This window comes from Marinitoga sp. 1135 (genome assembly GCF_013363245.1).
GTDB classification, from domain to species: domain Bacteria; phylum Thermotogota; class Thermotogae; order Petrotogales; family Petrotogaceae; genus Marinitoga; species Marinitoga piezophila.
Window position 1 is genome coordinate 13,787 of the sequence record NZ_LBEZ01000016.1, and the last position, 18,486, is coordinate 32,272.

General features: G+C 30.9%; 17 protein-coding genes. 14 read left to right on the top strand and 3 right to left on the bottom strand.

Annotated features, from left to right (window positions below):
• Nucleotides 1-3: 3 nt before the first annotated feature.
• Complete coding sequence (locus XO10_RS07225) at nt 4-750, bottom strand: hypothetical protein (RefSeq protein WP_175421340.1); 747 nt, start codon at nt 748-750, stop codon at nt 4-6.
• 131 nt (nt 751-881) lie between these two features.
• Here XO10_RS07225 and XO10_RS07230 point away from each other — a divergent pair, with 131 nt between their 5' ends.
• The 5 genes from XO10_RS07230 (at nt 882) to XO10_RS07250 (ending at nt 5,433) form a co-directional block, all read left to right on the top strand.
• Complete coding sequence (locus tag XO10_RS07230; protein WP_175421341.1) at nt 882-1,532, top strand: MarR family winged helix-turn-helix transcriptional regulator; 651 nt, start codon at nt 882-884, stop codon at nt 1,530-1,532.
• Nucleotides 1,533-1,535: 3 nt separating this feature from the next.
• Nucleotides 1,536-2,672: a DegT/DnrJ/EryC1/StrS aminotransferase family protein gene (locus XO10_RS07235; RefSeq protein ID WP_014296927.1), complete on the top strand. Its 1,137-nt coding sequence runs from the start codon at nt 1,536-1,538 to the stop codon at nt 2,670-2,672.
• Between the two features lie 79 nt (nt 2,673-2,751).
• A complete protein-coding gene (locus XO10_RS07240) occupies nt 2,752-2,928 on the top strand; it encodes a hypothetical protein (protein WP_014296928.1) in 177 nt (58 codons plus the stop codon).
• 130 nt (nt 2,929-3,058) lie between these two features.
• On the top strand, nt 3,059-4,363 hold the full coding sequence (locus XO10_RS07245) for a nucleotide sugar dehydrogenase (protein WP_175421342.1): 1,305 nt from the start codon (nt 3,059-3,061) through the stop codon (nt 4,361-4,363).
• Nucleotides 4,360-5,433, top strand: a complete 1,074-nt coding sequence (locus XO10_RS07250; RefSeq protein WP_175418417.1) for a Gfo/Idh/MocA family protein — start codon at nt 4,360-4,362, stop codon at nt 5,431-5,433. Before XO10_RS07245 ends, XO10_RS07250 begins: the two co-directional genes overlap by 4 nt.
• A gap of 51 nt (nt 5,434-5,484) precedes the next feature.
• Here XO10_RS07250 and raiA read toward each other — a convergent pair whose 3' ends face one another.
• Together raiA and XO10_RS07260 are read right to left on the bottom strand one after the other, a co-directional pair.
• Entirely contained in the window at nt 5,485-6,030 is a 546-nt protein-coding gene (gene raiA / locus XO10_RS07255; protein WP_014296931.1) for a ribosome-associated translation inhibitor RaiA, read from the bottom strand.
• A gap of 106 nt (nt 6,031-6,136) precedes the next feature.
• Nucleotides 6,137-6,694 carry an NTP transferase domain-containing protein gene (locus XO10_RS07260; RefSeq protein ID WP_175421343.1) on the bottom strand — a complete coding sequence of 186 codons (558 nt, stop codon included), beginning with the start codon at nt 6,692-6,694 and terminating at the stop codon, nt 6,137-6,139.
• A 66-nt stretch (nt 6,695-6,760) separates the two neighbouring features.
• Here XO10_RS07260 and XO10_RS07265 point away from each other — a divergent pair, with 66 nt between their 5' ends.
• The 9 genes from XO10_RS07265 to XO10_RS07305 all read left to right on the top strand — a co-directional run bounded on the left by XO10_RS07265 (nt 6,761) and on the right by XO10_RS07305 (nt 18,482).
• Entirely contained in the window at nt 6,761-7,978 is a 1,218-nt protein-coding gene (locus tag XO10_RS07265) for an extracellular solute-binding protein (protein ID WP_175421344.1), read from the top strand.
• Nucleotides 7,968-9,911, top strand: a complete 1,944-nt coding sequence (locus tag XO10_RS07270; RefSeq protein WP_175418420.1) for an ABC transporter permease subunit — start codon at nt 7,968-7,970, stop codon at nt 9,909-9,911. The genes XO10_RS07265 and XO10_RS07270 overlap by 11 nt, the downstream gene beginning before the upstream one ends.
• Nucleotides 9,912-9,934: 23 nt before the next feature.
• Nucleotides 9,935-11,656: an adenine deaminase gene (gene ade / locus XO10_RS07275; RefSeq protein WP_014296935.1), complete on the top strand. Its 1,722-nt coding sequence runs from the start codon at nt 9,935-9,937 to the stop codon at nt 11,654-11,656.
• Nucleotides 11,657-11,728: 72 nt separating this feature from the next.
• Complete coding sequence (locus XO10_RS07280; protein ID WP_014296936.1) at nt 11,729-12,808, top strand: BMP family ABC transporter substrate-binding protein; 1,080 nt, start codon at nt 11,729-11,731, stop codon at nt 12,806-12,808.
• 93 nt (nt 12,809-12,901) lie between these two features.
• Nucleotides 12,902-14,452: an ABC transporter ATP-binding protein gene (locus XO10_RS07285; RefSeq protein ID WP_014296937.1), complete on the top strand. Its 1,551-nt coding sequence runs from the start codon at nt 12,902-12,904 to the stop codon at nt 14,450-14,452.
• A 5-nt stretch (nt 14,453-14,457) separates the two neighbouring features.
• Nucleotides 14,458-15,603, top strand: coding sequence for an ABC transporter permease (locus tag XO10_RS07290; RefSeq protein WP_198029609.1), 1,146 nt, complete (start codon nt 14,458-14,460; stop codon nt 15,601-15,603).
• Nucleotides 15,600-16,523, top strand: a complete 924-nt coding sequence (locus XO10_RS07295; protein ID WP_014296939.1) for an ABC transporter permease — start codon at nt 15,600-15,602, stop codon at nt 16,521-16,523. Before XO10_RS07290 ends, XO10_RS07295 begins: the two co-directional genes overlap by 4 nt.
• 30 nt (nt 16,524-16,553) lie before the next feature.
• Nucleotides 16,554-17,054, top strand: a complete 501-nt coding sequence (locus XO10_RS07300) for a biotin transporter BioY (RefSeq protein WP_175421345.1) — start codon at nt 16,554-16,556, stop codon at nt 17,052-17,054.
• 153 nt (nt 17,055-17,207) lie between these two features.
• A complete protein-coding gene (locus XO10_RS07305) occupies nt 17,208-18,482 on the top strand; it encodes an SLC13 family permease (protein WP_014296941.1) in 1,275 nt (424 codons plus the stop codon).
• The last annotated feature ends 4 nt before the right edge of the window (nt 18,483-18,486 follow it).

Consider the following 18,486-nt stretch of genomic DNA (forward strand, 5'->3'; position numbering starts at 1 on the left):
TTGTTAATTACTTTCGAAAATGAAAATTGTTCCTGCTAAAGCCATAAAAACATCCATTATAAAACTCAAAAAAGATGAATTTTTCAATTTATCTAATTCATCGGAATTATTATAAGTTTTTTGAAATAAAATGTTATTTTCATTATCTCTTAAAATTGCAGAGACTATATAGTGCCCTTTTACAACAGTATAATTAAATAAACTATAATCATAAAAATTGTAATTTATAGTTATATTATGAACGTATATATCCAGAGAATAAAATTTTTTCTTTTTTGATTCAGGTGTATTTCCATTAAAACTTTCTGATAATATATTTTTAAAAAGTATATTATCTATATTTGTATTTTTAAGAGAAGAAGATGATGGGTTAAACAATAAATAAAAATCAACTCCAATAGGAATAAAAAAAGAATAAAACAAAACATCATTATTTGACTTCATTAAATTAAAAAAAGTATATAATGCCGCGGTAAAAGCAGGAGCAGAATATTTTGCAATAGGGAGTGTAAATTGATTTACCTGTAATACATTATATCCAGAAGTATTATTCTTAAAATTAGCATAAGAGCGATTGTCCACAAATGTATTAATTTTAATATATGCATCATTTTCAACATAATCTTTAATATCGGATTTTATAGTCTGTGAAATTTTATAATAATAATTAGCCACATCCTTATCAAGATTAAAAGAAAGCCCAATTGCTGAAATAATCAATACGGTGAATAAGATTAAAGTTTTTTTCATAAAAATCCCCCCTTCAAAATTAAAAACTATATTGTTATATAAAATATTATATCATAAAGTTAGAACATAATTCTTGACACATAGATTTTAATTTGTTATAATTCACTCAGTGAATAAAAAGAGGTGAAAGCATGTTTGATTTTGAAGACTATACATTTTTTAATCCATCTCCTAATTTCAGGGAGTTAATGATTTTACAGATAATTTCGCAAAATGAAAAGGTATCTCAGGAAATGATAGCCAGAAGCGTAGGGATAGTTCCTTCAATGGTAAACCGATATTTAAAAGATTTTGAAGATAAGAAATATATAATAAAAACTGGCGGAAACAGAAGAAATATGAATTATGAAATTACGCACGATGGGGAAAAGAGGCTGCAATTTTTGACCGTTTCCTTTATAAACGAAGTTTCAAAAATATATTCTGAGACGAAGAAATCATTTAATAAAGTTCTTAATAAAATTGAAGATATGGGGTATAAGAATATATTATTATACGGTGCAGGAGTTGTTGGAGGAATAGTATTAAAGGTATTAACCGGAGAAAATATAAACGTAATAGGGTTTATAGATGATTCTATTTCAAAACAGGGGGATAAAATACATGGAATAAACATATATTCTCCAGAAGAAGTGAAAAATATGGATTATGACATGATTATAATAGCTTCATTTAGACATTCTGAGGATATTTTAAAAAATGCGAGAGAGAATGAATTATCAAATATATATATTTTTAATATTGATGAAACAGGTAATGTTTCATTGGAGAAAGGGGAGTAAAAAATGAAAATTCCATTATTTGATATGACAAGGCAATATGAAAAAATAAGGGAAGAAGTTTTGGAGACTCTTGATAATATTTTTAAAACAGGAAAGGTAATTTTAGGACCACATGTAAAAGCTCTTGAAGAAGAATTGGCAGAATATGCAGGGACAAAATATGCAATAGGTGTTGCAAATGGCTCTGATGCATTATTTTTATCTGTGAGGGCTTTAAATATTGGAGAAGGTGATTATGTAATTACTACACCATATACATTTTTTGCAACAGCAAGCTGTATAACAAGAAATGGAGCAAAGCCTATATTTGTTGATGTTGAAGAAAAGTATTACAACATGGATTTAAATAAGGTAGAAGAAATTTTGAAAAATCATCCAGAAAGGGAAAAAATAAAGGCAATAATACCCGTTCATCTTTTTGGTAAAACAATAGATCTTGAAAGACTTCAATATTTCAAAGAAAAATATGGAGTTTATATAATCGAAGACGGTGCACAGTCCATAGGTTCCATGTGGAAGGGCAAAAAAGGATTTTCTGTTGGAGATTTAAGCATTACATCATTCTTCCCTACCAAAAACCTTGGAGGTTATGGTGATGGAGGAATGGTATTTACCAATAATGAAGAGTTAGCAACAAGAGTAAGAAAATTAAGAGTACACGGTGCAGCAAAAAAATACTATCATGATGAAGTAGGATTTAATTCAAGGCTTGATGAAGTGCAGGCAGCAATATTGAGAATAAAATTAAAACATCTTGATGAGTACATAGAAAATAGAATAAAAATAGCTAAAAAATATGATGAGTTATTTAAAGCATATAAATTAGAAAAATATGTAGAGTATCCAGGAGTATTTGAAGATAAATCTCATGTCTATCATCAATATGTAATAACGCTTAAAAAAGGTAATAGAGACGAGTTAAGAGAATATTTAACAGAAAAAGGCATAGGAACATCTATTTATTATCCGAAGGGATTACATGAACAGAAATGTTTTGAATATCTTGGTTATAAAAAAGGAGATTTTCCAATAACAGAAAAAGCAACAGAAACTACATTGGCATTGCCTATATTCCCTGAACTCACAGAAAATGAGGTTGAATATATAGTAGAATCTATAAAAGAATATTTTAATAATTAAACTAATCCCGCTTGAAAAACAGCGGGATTTTATGATATAATATGATTGATGATAAAATCACAAAGATGGAGGGATGGGAATGTTTGGTTTTTCTCCAGGACTTACAGTGCTATTAATAGTTGCCTTTTTTTTATTGATATATAGAGGATGGAAATCATATCAGGATGGATATTTTGGTGAATTTTTATTTAGACTTTTAAGAACCTTTTTATTTGTATTAGCGGCGAATTTTATTATGTGGATGATGGATATATAGTATATAATTAGGCTCTTCAATTTGAAGAGCCTTTTTAATTAAATTATATTGACACATTCTTTTTTTTATGATATAATTCACTCAGTGAATGAAAATAAATTCAAAATTTTATATATTCGGAGGGATGAATATGAGTTTAATGGAAAAGATTCAAAACAAAACAGCAAAAATAGGGGTTATTGGACTTGGTTATGTTGGATTACCTTTAGCAGTAGAAAAGGCAAAGGCAGGTTATAACGTTATTGGCTTTGATGTTCAGGAAAAAAAAGTTGAAATGGTTAATAAAGGTATTAATTATATTGGTGATGTTGTAAATGAAGAACTTGAAGATCTTGTAAAAAAAGGAAAGATTACAGCTACAACAGATTTCGAAAAATTAGCTGAATGTGATGCAGTAATGATCTGTGTACCTACTCCTTTAAATAAATTTAAGCAGCCCGATTTGCAATATGTTGTTGCTTCTACAAAAGAGGTTGCAAAAAGATTGCATAAAGATATGCTGGTAACCCTTGAAAGTACAACATATCCTGGAACCACAGAGGAAGTAATGCTTCCTATATTAGAAGAAACAGGATTAAAGGTTGGTAAGGATTTCTATCTTGCTTTTTCACCAGAAAGGGTAGACCCAGGAAATTTAAGGTTTAAAACAAAGAATACACCAAAGGTAGTTGGTGGCGTAACACCAGAATGTACAAAACATGCTAAAGCGTTATATGAAAATGTTCTTGAAGCAGAGGTATTTGCTGTTTCAACACCAAAAGAAGCAGAAATGGCAAAGATTTTAGAAAATACATTTAGAATTGTAAATATTGCGCTTATTAATGAAATGGCTGTAGTTGCAAAAAAACTTGGAATTAATATCTGGGAAGTTATTGATGCAGCAGCTACAAAACCATTTGGTTTTATGCCTTTTTATCCTGGGCCAGGTGTAGGTGGTCATTGTATTCCAATAGATCCATTTTATTTAACATATAAAGCAAGAGCTGTTGATTATCATACAAGATTAATAGAAATGGCTGGAGAAATAAATGATGCAATGCCTGAATATGTTGTTTCAAGACTTCAGGATATTTTAAACGATAGAAAGAGATGTTTAAATGGAGCAAAGGTATTATTGCTTGGTGTTGCTTATAAAAACGATATAGATGATTTAAGGGAATCACCTGCATTAAAGGTTATAGAACACCTTGAAAAGAAACATGCAGATATTATTATTCATGATCCGTATATTCCAGAATTTACACATGAAGGAAAAACATATAAGAGTGTGGAATTAACAAGAGAGCTTCTTGAAAGTATAGATGCTGTGGTATTAACTACTGCACATTCTAATGTAGATTATGAATTTGTGCTTGAACATGCTCCATTCTTATTTGATACAAAGAATAAAACAAAGAATATAGAAAAGAATAAGGATAAGGTGATATTATTATGATTCGACTGGCATTAATTGGTTGTGGTAGAATTGCTACTAAAAAACATACAGAAGCTATAATAAAGAATAGCGAATTATTTGAGCTTGTAGCTGTTGTTGATCCTGTAAAGGAAAAGGCAGAAAATATTGCTAATATAATAGAAGAAGCGGGATTAAAAAGGCCAGAAGTATATACTGATTATAATGAAGTTTTAAAAAGAGAAGATATAGATATGGTATCCATAGCTACAGAAAGTGGATATCATTATCAGATTTCTATAGATGCAATGTGCAATGGAAAACATGTGCTTGTTGAAAAACCTATGGCATTATCCACAAAAGAAATGGACCATATGATAGAACTTTCAAAAGAAAAGGATTTAAAATTAGGTGTGTGTTTTCAGAACAGATTTAATCCACCTATTCAGGAGTTAAGAAAAAAACTTGAAAATGGTGATTTTGGAAAATTGTTGCATGGACAGATTTCCATAAGATGGAACAGGAATAAATCATATTATGAACAGGCACCATGGAGAGGAACGTGGGAGCTTGATGGTGGAACATTAATGAATCAATGTACTCACGGAATAGACCTATTACAATGGACATTTGGTGAAATAGAAGAGATTTCTGGTAGAATTGAAAACTTTAATCATCCATATATTGAAGCAGAAGATTTTGGAAGTGCAATTATAAAGTTTAAAAATGGTGCTGTGGGAATTGTAGAAGGAACAGCAAATGTTTATCCAAAGAATCTTGAAGAAACATTATCTGTGTTTGGTGAAAATGGAACGGTTGTAATAGGTGGTCTGGCAGTAAATAAAATAGAAACCTGGAGATTTGAAGGCGAAGAATCACATCCATTTCAAAATTTGCCTGATCCTGATACTGTTTATGGTGCAGGTCATGTGCCGCTTTATAAGGACTTTTATGAAGCTATAATAAATGATAGAAAACCATATATTTCTGGAGAAGATGGAAAAAAAGCTGTTGAAATTGTACTTGCAATTTATAAATCTTCTAAGGAAGGAAAACCAGTAAAATTTCCATTTGAATTTTCAACACTTGAGATGAAGGAATATTTTAAGTAATAATAAAATAAAAATGTCGGGCTGAAAATCAGCCCGACTTATTATTATTTATTATTCTTCAAATTCTATTAATCCCAATGTTCCGTCTTTTCTTTTGTAAATAACATTAACTTCTTCTGACTCTGAATTTCTAAATACAAAAAATTCGTGTCCCAATAATTCTAACTGTAATATCGCTTCTTCTAATGAGAACATACTCATATCAAATCTTTTTCTTTTTTCAATTTTGCTGAAAAGTTCATCTTCATCATCTAATTCTACAGGTTTAACATCTTTTAATGGGTTTGGAGCATCGTGATTTTGTAATTTTCCTTTTACTTTCTTTAATTTTCTTTCAAAAGCGTCAGAAACTTTATCTATAACCTCGTAAAGGTCTGTCCCCCTTTCTTCTACTTTGAAAATACTGCCTTTAAATTTAAGATGTGAAGTAACCTCAACCTTATAAGTTTCTCTGTCTTTTTCTACCCTAATTTCTGTTCCCATTAACAAATCATCGTGTTTTTTGAACATTCTGTCGATTTTTTCCATTCTCTTTTCTAAATAATCTTCAAGAGCTTTAGTGAGCTCAATGTTTTTTGTGAATAATTTGTAATCCATAAGAACACCTCCTTTGGAAGATCCCTAACCACATCTCCTACTATAATAATAGCACTTTTTTTAAAAAAAGTCAAATTCTCTTAATAAATAGTTTTCTTTAAAGTAACTAAAGGGGAGTGTCTATGTCAAAAACGGGCATAGGTATATTAATTTCTATTTTTTCTACTAATTCTGGTTGTTTATATATTATCTGTTTTATACCGGCATCGCCTGATAAATCTAAAACATTTTTATATAATTGTTTATCAATTAATGTTGGAAATCCTTTTTGTCCCTGATAATACGGAGCAACAATAGGTTTTTTAGTATTTTGATATAAAATTTTTTTAACTGTTTCTTTTGTGATTAGAGGCATATCTCCAAGAAATATTAGAGTTTTGTCATAATTATTGTTTAAAGCATATTGTATTGCTGTTTTTACTGAAGAGGAAATTCCTTTTTTATATTCGTGATTATAAATGATTTTGAAATTAGAATAGTCTTTGAAATGATTTTCTATTTCATTCCAATTTTCATTTACAACAAGCAATTTATCGAAAGCATATTGATTTAACAAATCTATGGTCCATTGCAAAAGTGGTTTGCCATTGTAATTATATATAAGTTTATTGCCTTTAAATCTCTTTGATAAACCTGCAGCAAGTATAACTCCCAATATTTTCATTTTAAAAAACCTCCAATTTGATGTATAATTATGTTAACATTATATCACAGATTAAGGGGGTTGTTTATGAAAAGGTTTTCAGTTTTAATACTTTTTGTCTTAATGATTACATTTTTATTTGCCGGTGAAATTACTGTATGGTTTGAATATGAAGGTTTTGATCAATTTGAAGATATTGTAAAATCATTTGAAAAAGAGAATCCTGGAATCACTGTGAAGGTGATAAGACAGCAAAAAATATCCTCGAAATTATTTACAGTTTTTAGAGGAGATGGAGATATTCCTGATATTGTTTTAGTAAAAAATGATGAGATAGGGAAGTTAACAGATGCAGGATTATTAGAAAATATAGATGCATTAAAAGATAGATATGAAAAATCATTTATAAAAGGCTCATTTGATGCATTTAAAATAGAAAAACATATTGTTAAAGATGGGAAATCTATTTCTAAGGAAGTACATTATTATGGCATACCATTTTATTTTGATACACAGGTATTATTTTATCATTATAAAACCTTTTATGATTCAGGGTTTCCTTTAGAATATGGACATACATTTGAAGATTTATTGTTTGCAAGTTATGCAGTGGAAGAAAAAACAAAGGGAAAAACACTTGGGCTTGCATGGGGCGCCAATTCTCCTTATTGGTTCCCACCTTTCCAATGGGCATTTGGAAAAGAAAATTTAATGGAAAATGGAAGAATAATAATAGATGATGATAATACCTATAATGCAATTTCTTTTATATTTACAACAGTTGCAGGAGGTAGTGCTCATCTCATAGAAAGGCAGGGGCTTGTTTCTGGATTTAAAAAAGGCAAAATAGCAGCCATGTTTTTTGGAACCTTTATGATTCCTGATTTTATTAAATCCGGTATAGAGTTTAAAATATTACCATTACCATATATAAAAGAAGCAGGAAATTATATGACACCTGTTCTGGATTACAAAGGTTTTAGCGTTATAAAAGGGAAATTAAATAATGATGTTGAGAAATTTCTTGAGTATATTTCAAAGAAAGAATCTCAGATTACATTTTGTAAGGACTTATACAAATTTCCTTCTTCCAAAAGTGCTTTTGATGAATTGAAAGAAAAGGATGAATATTTTAAGGTTGCCTATATGTCTGCGGAAAGAGGAAAGGTTTTGCCAAATTCCGCATATTTTAAATCAAAATACTGGCAGGGAATACGAACGATGATGACATTAATTCTTAAGCAAAAAGATGAAATGGATGATTCTATTATAGAAAAAACACAGAGGTTTATGGATGAAAAATAAAAGTAAGTATATTCTTTTATTACCAGCGGTATTTTTAATAACCTTTATTTTAATAATACCAATGTTTTCGATCTTGAAAACATCATTATATACCTCACCGTTTGGTGAGAATGGGGGTTTTGTTGGTATTAAGAATTATATAGAGGTTTTAAAAGACTCTGGAATGTCTATAGCTGTAAAGATTAGTTTCATATGGTCTGCTATTATTTCTTCAATAGTGATGATAATAGGTATTTTAATAGCATATTTGATAGAGGAAAAATTTAGAAATAAAAAATTGGTTTTCTTTTTAACGATGCTTCCATGGATAGTACCGTCTTATATAGGTGTATTGATATGGAGAGCTTTAATATATGGATATGGAACAGATTCTATTATAAAAAATATTTTTCATATTAATACAAATATATTTACAGATGTATTATCTGGATTTGGATGGGGGGTTTTTGTAAGTATCTGGCTTGAATTACCGATAGTAATAATGGTTTTAATTTCTGCATATCAGGAAGTTCCAAAGGAATTATATTTTGCAGCAGAGATAGATGGTGCCAACTCATTGAATACTCTTATTAATATTACTATTCCATATATAAAGCCAACGATTATTGCATGGTTTCTGATAATATTTGCTGCGCATTTTAAGGACTTTACTGTTCCATTTCTTTTAACAGCAGGAGGACCACCATTATTGGACGGAATAGGTAGTCATAGTATTGTTGGTATTACAACAACTATGGGAATATTCAATTATTTTGTTTCAAATACGTATTATGATTTTGGAATAATATCAGCTTATAGCGTTATTTCAGCGTTTTTTGTAATGCTTATAGCTTTTATCTTTCTTACCAGAAGAACTATATCTTTAAATAAATTTATAACCTTTGTTATAGCCATAAAGGTTCTTACCTATATGTTTAATCATAATATAGTATTATTGCTATCTGCGGCAATGTATCTTTTGTTGCTAAAAAACAGAAATTTATTTGGAGTAATAGTATTTGTAGATTTTGCAATAATGATGCTAAGCATAAATCATTATGGATTCTGGAAAGGATTTGATTTTGTTCCTATAATAGGATTAATGTGGCTGATTTTTAAAGAAAAAACGCCTGTATTGCCACAAATTAGATTTAACATGACAAATTATATGAGATATATTGTATTGGGAATATTAATTTTAAGTATATTATTACCATTATGGAGCATAATAAATATATCTCTTTCCGGAAATAACGATATAACAATGAACCTTTTACCGAAAAATGCAACATTTGAAAATTACAAAAGGATATTCACAGAAGCAAATATAGATTTAAACTTAAAAAATACATTTATTTTATCCACACTAACAGCAATATTAGTACCATTAACTGCGTATCCTTTAGCATTGTTTATATCAAAAAATAGAATGGGATGGATATTGCCTATACTTATATTTATGGATTTTCTTGGAGGAGTGCATTCTATTATAGCTTTATTTATGGTCTTTAAGAAATTAAAATTATTGAATTCATTATTTGGGCTTTCATTGGTGTATACAACACATACATTGCCAATGGCCACATTCCTCATAAAAGGATATCTCGATAAGATTCCAAAGGAAATAGAAGAAACAGCCATAATGGATACATCAAGAATAAAATCATATTTTTATATATTATTTCCATTGTCTATTCCATCAATACTGGTGTCTTCATTGATAGGGTTTATGAAAAGCTGGAATGGGTTTATACCATCATTGATGTTATTAACAAAAGACAATTTATATCCAATATCTGTTAAACTATATTCCTTTATAGGAGAACCGGGAACTTCATATCCGCGTTGGGATTTATTTGCTGCATCATCGGTGCTTAATATGATATTCCTTGCAATAATATTTATAGCCATTAGAAAACCATTAATGAATGGGGTGTTGAAAGAAAGATATTAATTGAAATATAGGGGGGAAAATAGATGAAAATAAAGGATATTATTCCTGTGGCATTGGGAGAGGAAATGCCAGATGTATTGATAAAAAATGCGAAATTGGTAAATGTATTTACGGGGGAAATAGAGGAAACTAACATTGCATTATTTAGAAAAAGAATAGCAGGTATAGGGGATTATAATGAGGGTAAGGAAATAATAGATCTTAAAGGAAAATATATACTTCCAGGGTTTATTAATGCTCATTTGCACATTGAAAGTTCAATGTTAGCCCCAAGACAATTTGCTAAAGCAGTATTGTTAAGAGGAACAACAACGGTAATAGCAGATCCGCATGAAATATCAAATGTATTAGGATTAGATGGTCTTGAATATATGATAAAATCCACAGAAGGAATTCCTTTAAATGTTTATATAGCAATACCTTCTGCTGTTCCGGCGACCAATATGGAAACAACAGGAGCCAGATTAGGACCAGAAGATATGGTGGGATTTGTGGATACATATCCCAATAGAATAATTGCCCTTGGTGAGGTTATGAACTTTCCTGGTGTGCTAAATAGAGATCCTGAATTATTGACAAAGATAGAAATCTTAAGACATAAATATAAAAAGATAGATGGGCATGCACCAGGAGTAACAGGAAAAGCATTAAATGCGTATATAGATGCATTTATTAGATCTGATCATGAGTGTTCTACAGAGCCAGAAGCTTTGGAAAAGATAAGTAAAGGCATGCATGTGTTTATAAGAGAAGGAACAGCAGCAAAGAATCTCGATGATTTGATTGGTGCTGTAAATATTATGAATCACCACAATTTTTCCTTCTGTACAGACGATAGGGAACCGTTGGATATTTTACATGAAGGCGATATAGATTATCTTGTAAGAAGAAGTATTCAAAAGGGTGTAGATCCTATAATAGCAATAAGAATGGCAACAATAAATACAGCAAGATATTTTAATCTTAGAAGCATGGGTGCAATAGCACCGGGATATAAGGCTGATATGATAGTTGTTGATGATTTAGAAAACCTCAATATTAGAATGGTTATAAAGGATTCTAAAGTGGTTGTGAAAGATGGAGAATTAGTAGATGAAATGAAAGGGCTATATGATGACCTTCCAAAACGTTTTGGAAAGGTTATATTGCCAGAATTTTCAGTGGAAGATTTGAAAGTAAAACCTGAAAGCAATAAAATGAGAGTAATAGAAGTGTTTGAAGGTTCGCTTTTAACCAAAGAGTTAATAGTAGAACCAAAGGTAGAAAATGGTGTAGTAGTTTCTGATATTGAAAGAGATATAATTAAGATAGCTATTTTTGAAAGACATACAGGTTCAGGATTTTCAAAAGGGTTTGTTAAAGGATTCAAATTAAAAAGCGGTGCAGTTGGAACCAGTGTAGGTCATGATTCTCATAATATTGGAATAATTGGTACGAACGATGAGGATATGTATATTGCAGCTAAAGAGATAGAAAGAATGAATGGTGGTATGGTTGTTGTAAAAGATGGAAAGGTATTATCTCGTGTTCCGTTGCCAATAGCAGGTCTTATGGCAGATAAAGAATTGTTTGAAGTTGTTGAGGAATTGGAATATCAGGAAGAGCAATTAAAGAAACTTGGAGGAATAAAAGAGGTGTTTATGACATTATCCTTTATACAATTAGCAGTTATTCCAGAATTAAAAATTACTGATAGAGGTCTTGTAGATGTGAATAAACAGAAGTTCGTGGAATTATTTGTTTAAATTGAATTTTACCGTGAATAGTCTTTATGATATAATTTAATTAAATTTAGAATCCGAAAGGGAGGGATATATATGAAAAAGTTATTGGTTATTTTAATGGTTGTATTGCTTGGTATTACCTTATTTGGTAAGGTAAAGGTTGCGTTGTTAATTAATGGTACTCTTGGAGACAAATCATTCTTTGACTCAGCAGCAAGAGGAGTAAAATGGGCAGAAGAAAAATTAGGTGTAGAAGCAAAGATTATTGAAATGAGTTATAATCCAACAGAATGGGAACCTACATTGGAAGATATTTCTGATCTTGGAGAATATGATTTAATTATTGTTGGAACATGGCAAATGGTTGAATTATTACAGAGAATAGCTCCAATGTATCCTGATCAAAAATATATAATTTATGATGATGCAGTAGATTATTCACAGGGAAATCTTGATAATGTATATTCCATCACATATAAACAGAACGAAGGTTCATTTTTAGCTGGTGCAATGGCTGCAATGGTTTCAAAATCAGATAAATTTAAATATTCATTACCAGATAAAAAGATAATAGGTTTTCTTGGCGGTATGGATATACCTGTTATTAATGACTTTTTAGTAGGTTATATTGAAGGTGCAAAATATATTGATCCAGATATGAAAGTATTAATTTCATATGTAGGTGTATGGAATGATCCGGCAAAAGGTAAAGAATTTACATTGTCCATGTACAGGCAGGGGGCAGATGTTGTATTTGCAGTAGCAGGTGAAACAGGAAATGGCGTTTTGGCAGCAGCAAAGGATATGGACAGATGGGCAATTGGAGTTGACTCAGATATGCAATTATTATATGAAGAAAAAGATATGGATATAGTAAAACATACAATAACATCAATGCTTAAAAACGTAGATTATTCTTTATATAAATCAATAGAAATGTTCATAGAAGGGAAATTACCTTTCGGAAAGGCTGAAGCATGGGGATTAAAGGAAAAAGGTGTAGGACTTGCCGATAACAAGTATTTCCAGCAGGTTATGTCTGTAGATCCATGGATATTAATAAAATTAAAGGATATTGAACTTGGAATTATCAGAGGAGATATAAAGGTTCCAACTGCATATGGAATGAGCAATGAAGAGTTAAACAAAATTAGAAATTCTGTAAGACCATAATAACATAAAAGACATATAATAAATTATAATCTGGGGCTACGCGTAGCCCCACTTTTATTAAATTTTTAATTTCATTTAGGAAAGGTGAGAGGTATGAGTGAATATGTCCTTGAAATGAGAAATATATGGAAGGTATATCCCAATGGAGTTACTGCAAATAAAGGAGTAGATTTAAAGGTTAAAAAAGGCGAAATTCACGCATTGCTTGGTGAAAATGGAGCAGGAAAAAGTACATTAATGAAGATATTATTTGGTTTTGAAAGAGCCACAGAAGGCGAAATATATTATAATGGTGAAAAATTGGAGAATCATACCGCAGATAAAGCCATTGAATTGGGAATTGGTATGGTTCATCAGCATTTTATGCTTGTTCCTTCTTTGACAGTTGTGGAAAATGTAGTTCTTGGAATGGAACCCACAAAAGGTTTTTCAATAGATTTAAAAAAAGCTACAGAATTTGTTGAAAAGGAAATGAACAAATATGGATTACCTGTACCTTTGCATGAAAAGGTAAAGGATATCAGTGTAGGTATGAAACAAAGGGTTGAAATTATAAAAACTCTCGTTCGTGGAGCAGATTTAATTATTCTTGACGAGCCAACAGCTGTATTAACTCCACAGGAAACTGTGGAATTATTTAAAGCGTTGAAGAATCTTACTGCTGCCGGGAAAACTGTAATTTTCATTACTCATAAATTAAATGAAGTTAAGGAAATTGCTGATAGAATTACTGTTTTAAGAAGAGGTAAAACAGTAGGAGAGGCAGAAGTAAAGAATATAACCGAAAAAGATATGTCAAGAATGATGGTTGGTAGAGATGTGGATTTGAATATAGAAAAGAAACCTGCACAACCAGGAAATGTTGTTTTAGAAGTGAAAAATCTTCACTTTACAAGAAATGACGGAGTAAAGATGTTAAAAGGTGTATCTCTCGCTTTGCGTGAAGGTGAAATTCTTGGTATAGCCGGTGTAGAAGGAAACGGTCAAACAGAATTAGTTGATATAATCACCGGTATGGAAAAACCTGAAGATGGAGAAATCTTCGTCTTCGGAAAAAATATGAAAGATAGCGATAATCCACATGAATTTAGAAAAGCTGGTATGAGTTTTATACCTGCAGACAGAATGATTTGGGGAGCTTCAAAAGAGGATACAATAGAGGAAAATCTTATAAGCGACAGATTCTATAAAGAACCATTTTCCAAACGAGGAGTATTATCGTATAAAGCAATAACAGAAAATGCAAAAAAAATGATAAAGGAGTTTGATATTAGAACAGACGGCCCTAAAACTGCTGTAAAAATGCTTTCAGGAGGAAATATCCAGAAAGTTGTTGTAGCAAGGGAATTTACTGCAAATTCAAAGATTATTATAGCTGATCAACCTACAAGGGGTATTGATATAGCAGCTGCAGACTTTATAAGAAGACGACTTGTAAAAGAAAGAGATAACGGTGTGGGTGTTCTTCTTGTTTCCGCAGATTTAACAGAATTACTTGAAACTTCGGATAGAATAGTGGTTATGTATCATGGTGAAATAGTGGCAAAATTTGATGATGTATCACAACTTACAGAAACAATACTTGGTGAGTATATGCTTGGTATAAAAAAGATGTCAGCAGAAGAAATGGGTGATAAATCATGAAGGGTATGAAAAGATATGAAGTTTATAGAACTATTATAGCAATACTCATAGCTCTTGCTTTAGGGTATGTATTAATACTTCTTTCTGCTATACCAAAAGGAGACATGGCATTTTCAGAGAAATTAAAGGTTGCTATTACAGATGCAAATGATGCATTTGTAAAGTTTTTGACACTTCCTGTTGCAAGGCAGAGAAGAGGACACTGGCAATTTAATCTTAGAGGTTTCATTCAATGGATTAATGAAAGTGTTCCTATAATGATTACAGGTCTTGCTGTTTCGTTGATATTTACAGCGAAACAATTTAATATAGGTGCTGAGGGACAATTATTCCTTGGTGCTGCCATAGCAAGTTTTGCAGCAATATACTTTCCGGCGATACCAATTCTACATCCTATTGTTGTTATTCTTGTTGCTTCATTGGTAGGAGCTGGGTGGTCAGCAATACCTGGTTATTTAAAGGCAAAGTGGAATGCATCTGAAATAGTAACTTCATTAATGCTTAATTATGTTGCATTATATATGGGATTATTTATAATCAAAGTATTTTTAAGAGATCCCAATGCAGGTCAATTGGTATCTTATAAATTTAAAGAAACAGCTATGTTATACCTTTTAAATTCAAGATATAGATGGCATATAGGTATATTAATAGCTCTTGCAATGAGTTTACTTTTCTGGTTTATTATGAAAAAAACAACATGGGGTTATAAGGTAAGATTAATCGGTAACAATAAGAACTTTGCATATTATTCAGGAATAGACACACAAAAGACATTGTTCCAGGCTCATGTTGTAAGTGGTGCAATTGCAGGAACAGCAGGTATTATTGAGTTAATTGGATATCACGGTAGATTTTTATGGTTGTTTTCTCCAGGATATGGATGGGACGGTATAATTATTGCCACATTGGCAAGAAATAACCCGTTATATGTACCACTAGCCGCTTTATTCCTTTCTTATATCAGGGTAGGAGCAAAAACAATGGGAAGATATACAAATATACCACCGGAAATGGTATCGATTTTACAGGCAACTATAATCTTACTTGTAACTGCTGAAGCATTCCTTTCAGGAATGAGACAAAAAGCTATAGAAAAAGAAGCAAAAAAATCAGAAAATGCCATTGCGAATGGTGGTGAAACAGCATGAATGGAGTTTTAAGTTCTATATTATCGTGGGATTTTTTATCAGCTGGAATCAGGGTAACAACGCCGATATTATTGGCAGCTCTTGGTGCATTAGTAGCTGAGCTTGCAGGAACGCCTAATATAGCTCTTGAAGGTACAATGCTATTTTCTGCTTTTGTTGGAGTAATAATCAGCGGATTTACACAGAATATATGGTTATCTATAATAGGTGCATTAATAACAGGTTGGGTAATGTCATCAATACTTGCGTATTTTTCTTTAAAATTAAAAACAGATATAATAATGGCAGCAATTGCTTTAAATATTTTTGCAAGTGGTGGAACTGTGTATGCACTGTATTTATTAACAGGCGATAAGGGTTCATCAGCTTCTGTTAAATCGCTTGTTTTACCAAATATAGATATACCTATAATAAAGGATATACCTATTTTGGGAAATATTTTAAGTGGGCATCATGTACTTACGTATGTTGCGGTATTAATGATATTCCTTGTTCAGTATATGTTGTATAAAACACCTCTTGGTTTGAGGATTAGATCAGTTGGTGAATCACCTGATGCTGCACGTTCTGTTGGGATTTCTGTATTTAAAACACAATATACAGCCCTTGTAATTAGTGGTTTATTAGCAAGTTTAGCAGGTGTGTTTTTATCCATGGGTTATGTTTCATGGTTTGCAAGGGATATGACAGCAGGTAGAGGGTTTATAGCCCTTGCTGCTCAGGCGTTAGGTGGAACTTCTGCATATGGTGTAGCGTTAGGTTCATTATTGTTTGGTTTTTCAGAAGCTCTTTCATTCTCTTTGCAATTCTTAAATATTCCATATGAAGTAACGCAATCAATGCCATTTTTAATTACTGTTGGCGCATTGGCGTTTTATGCATGGAATAAGGTTAGAGAAAGTAAGGAAAAAATCTTTTAATTTAATTAAAGATTAAAGGAGGTTTTCGGGGTGAGTAAAAAACTTTCTTTGTTAGGATTATTTACCGCATTTTTAATTGTTACTGCGTGGATAAAAATTCCAACGCCATTTGGTGTGCCGTTTACCCTGCAGGTATTTGGAATTATACTTTCTATTTATTTCTTAAAAAAAGATGCATGGAAGGTTGTTTTGATTTATGTAATGCTTGGTATGCTTGGGCTTCCTGTATTTGCAGGATTTAATGCTGGGATAGCAACAATCTTAGGTCCAACTGGTGGATATATAATAGGATTCTTATTGGCTACTGTTGTTGCATTTTTGCCTTTTGAAGGGATATTAAGAGGAATTTTAGCCTTGATAATAATTTATGTATCAGGCGTATTAGGATTAATGATGAGGTTGGATATAAATTTAATTAAAGCAATTCAAATAGGTGTTTTACCATTTATTGTTTTTGATGTTATCAAGGTTGTACTTGGATATTATACATATGTACTTACAAAAAAATATAATATAGAAATTGTAAAATAATCTTTGTATAATAGCCTCTTCTATTAAAGAAGAGGCTATTTTTAATTTGTAATACTTTTTTCTTTTTATTTAAATCTTTTCGAAAGATTTTCATTATATTAGAGGAATAAGATATAAATGTTTTTTGCCTTTTATTAAAGAAAGGGGGATAAAATGACTATAAACGGTATTTTAGTTCTGGTAATAGTTGGATTGGCGTATCTGTATATTATTTTTGGAAAAAAGAACAAACCTGTGGTAGTTTTTAGTCTGGCTTTATTGATTTCTGGATTAAGATTGGTAGAAGGGTTAGATGCAGAAAACTTCAGTCATGTTGTGGATATTGATACATTGGGATTATTAACAGGTATGATGATGATAGTAGCTTTTTTAAGTAAGTCTGGTTTTTTTGAGTTTTTTTCTATTAAGATTATAAAGCTTGGGGGAAAACGATTCTTTTTAACAATTACAATGTTGATGATAATAGTAGCGTTAACATCAGCATTTTTAGATAATGTAGTTACTATTCTTGTTATGGCGCCTATGATTTTTTTAATAGCAGATATGCTTGAAATTAGTCCTATACCATTGATAATGCTAACTATTTTAATGGATAATATTGGAGGAGCTGCAACATTAATAGGTAGTCCTTTAAACCTTGTTATAGGTTCAATTAGTGGATATTCATTTAATGATTTTATTGTAAAAATGGGTCCTGTATCTATTCTGGCTTTCATAGGAGTATTGTTTTATTTTAAAAAGCATTTGAGAGTAGACGAAAAAACATTAAAAAATATAGCTAAATTAAATGAAATCGATGAAAGAAAAGCTATTACTGACAAAAAAATGATGATTTATTCATTAATAGATTTTATAATAGTAATTATATTATTTATTTTGCATTCTACTTTGCATTTAGAATTAGCTGTTATAGCACTTTTGGGTGGTTCTATTTTAGTATTTAAATTTGCAAATGGATATGAAGATGTTGCAAAGGATATAGATTGGGATATGCTATTCTTTTTTGCAGGTTTGTATATGACTTCATATGCATTGGAAGAAATAGGATTTACGGAAAAGATTGCGAATATGTTTATTCCACTTGAATCCAATCAATTACTGCTTATAGGTGTTTTTTATTTAATAGCTGTTATTACAATTCCAATTTTAAATAATGTACCATCGGCATTAATTCTGGCACCTGTTATAAGAATACTTGTAAATCAGGGTATTACACCTGTGTTATGGTGGGCTTTTGCAATAGGAGCAAATTTTGCTACCAGTTTAACCCCATTGGGAGCTGTTCAAAACCTGGTTGCAGTTAATTATCTTGAAAAGAATTTAGGAAGAAAGTTTGGATTTATTGAATATATGCGATGGAAGATAATACCAGTTTTAATATCTCTGGTAATTGGATTAATATATGTAGGATATTTATTATATATGTAAAACT

What these genes read in the sequence shown, in the direction of transcription:
- XO10_RS07225 (WP_175421340.1), bottom strand. Translation starts at nt 750, where the DNA reads ATGAAAAAAACTTTAATCTTATTCACCGTATTGATTATTTCAGCAATT.
- XO10_RS07230 (WP_175421341.1), top strand. Translation starts at nt 882, where the DNA reads ATGTTTGATTTTGAAGACTATACATTTTTTAATCCATCTCCTAATTTC.
- XO10_RS07235 (WP_014296927.1), top strand. Translation starts at nt 1,536, where the DNA reads ATGAAAATTCCATTATTTGATATGACAAGGCAATATGAAAAAATAAGG.
- XO10_RS07240 (WP_014296928.1), top strand. Translation starts at nt 2,752, where the DNA reads ATGTTTGGTTTTTCTCCAGGACTTACAGTGCTATTAATAGTTGCCTTT.
- XO10_RS07245 (WP_175421342.1), top strand. Translation starts at nt 3,059, where the DNA reads ATGAGTTTAATGGAAAAGATTCAAAACAAAACAGCAAAAATAGGGGTT.
- XO10_RS07250 (WP_175418417.1), top strand. Translation starts at nt 4,360, where the DNA reads ATGATTCGACTGGCATTAATTGGTTGTGGTAGAATTGCTACTAAAAAA.
- raiA (WP_014296931.1), bottom strand. Translation starts at nt 6,030, where the DNA reads ATGGATTACAAATTATTCACAAAAAACATTGAGCTCACTAAAGCTCTT.
- XO10_RS07260 (WP_175421343.1), bottom strand. Translation starts at nt 6,694, where the DNA reads ATGAAAATATTGGGAGTTATACTTGCTGCAGGTTTATCAAAGAGATTT.
- XO10_RS07265 (WP_175421344.1), top strand. Translation starts at nt 6,761, where the DNA reads ATGAAAAGGTTTTCAGTTTTAATACTTTTTGTCTTAATGATTACATTT.
- XO10_RS07270 (WP_175418420.1), top strand. Translation starts at nt 7,968, where the DNA reads ATGAAAAATAAAAGTAAGTATATTCTTTTATTACCAGCGGTATTTTTA.
- ade (WP_014296935.1), top strand. Translation starts at nt 9,935, where the DNA reads ATGAAAATAAAGGATATTATTCCTGTGGCATTGGGAGAGGAAATGCCA.
- XO10_RS07280 (WP_014296936.1), top strand. Translation starts at nt 11,729, where the DNA reads ATGAAAAAGTTATTGGTTATTTTAATGGTTGTATTGCTTGGTATTACC.
- XO10_RS07285 (WP_014296937.1), top strand. Translation starts at nt 12,902, where the DNA reads ATGAGTGAATATGTCCTTGAAATGAGAAATATATGGAAGGTATATCCC.
- XO10_RS07290 (WP_198029609.1), top strand. Translation starts at nt 14,458, where the DNA reads ATGAAAAGATATGAAGTTTATAGAACTATTATAGCAATACTCATAGCT.
- XO10_RS07295 (WP_014296939.1), top strand. Translation starts at nt 15,600, where the DNA reads ATGAATGGAGTTTTAAGTTCTATATTATCGTGGGATTTTTTATCAGCT.
- XO10_RS07305 (WP_014296941.1), top strand. Translation starts at nt 17,208, where the DNA reads ATGACTATAAACGGTATTTTAGTTCTGGTAATAGTTGGATTGGCGTAT.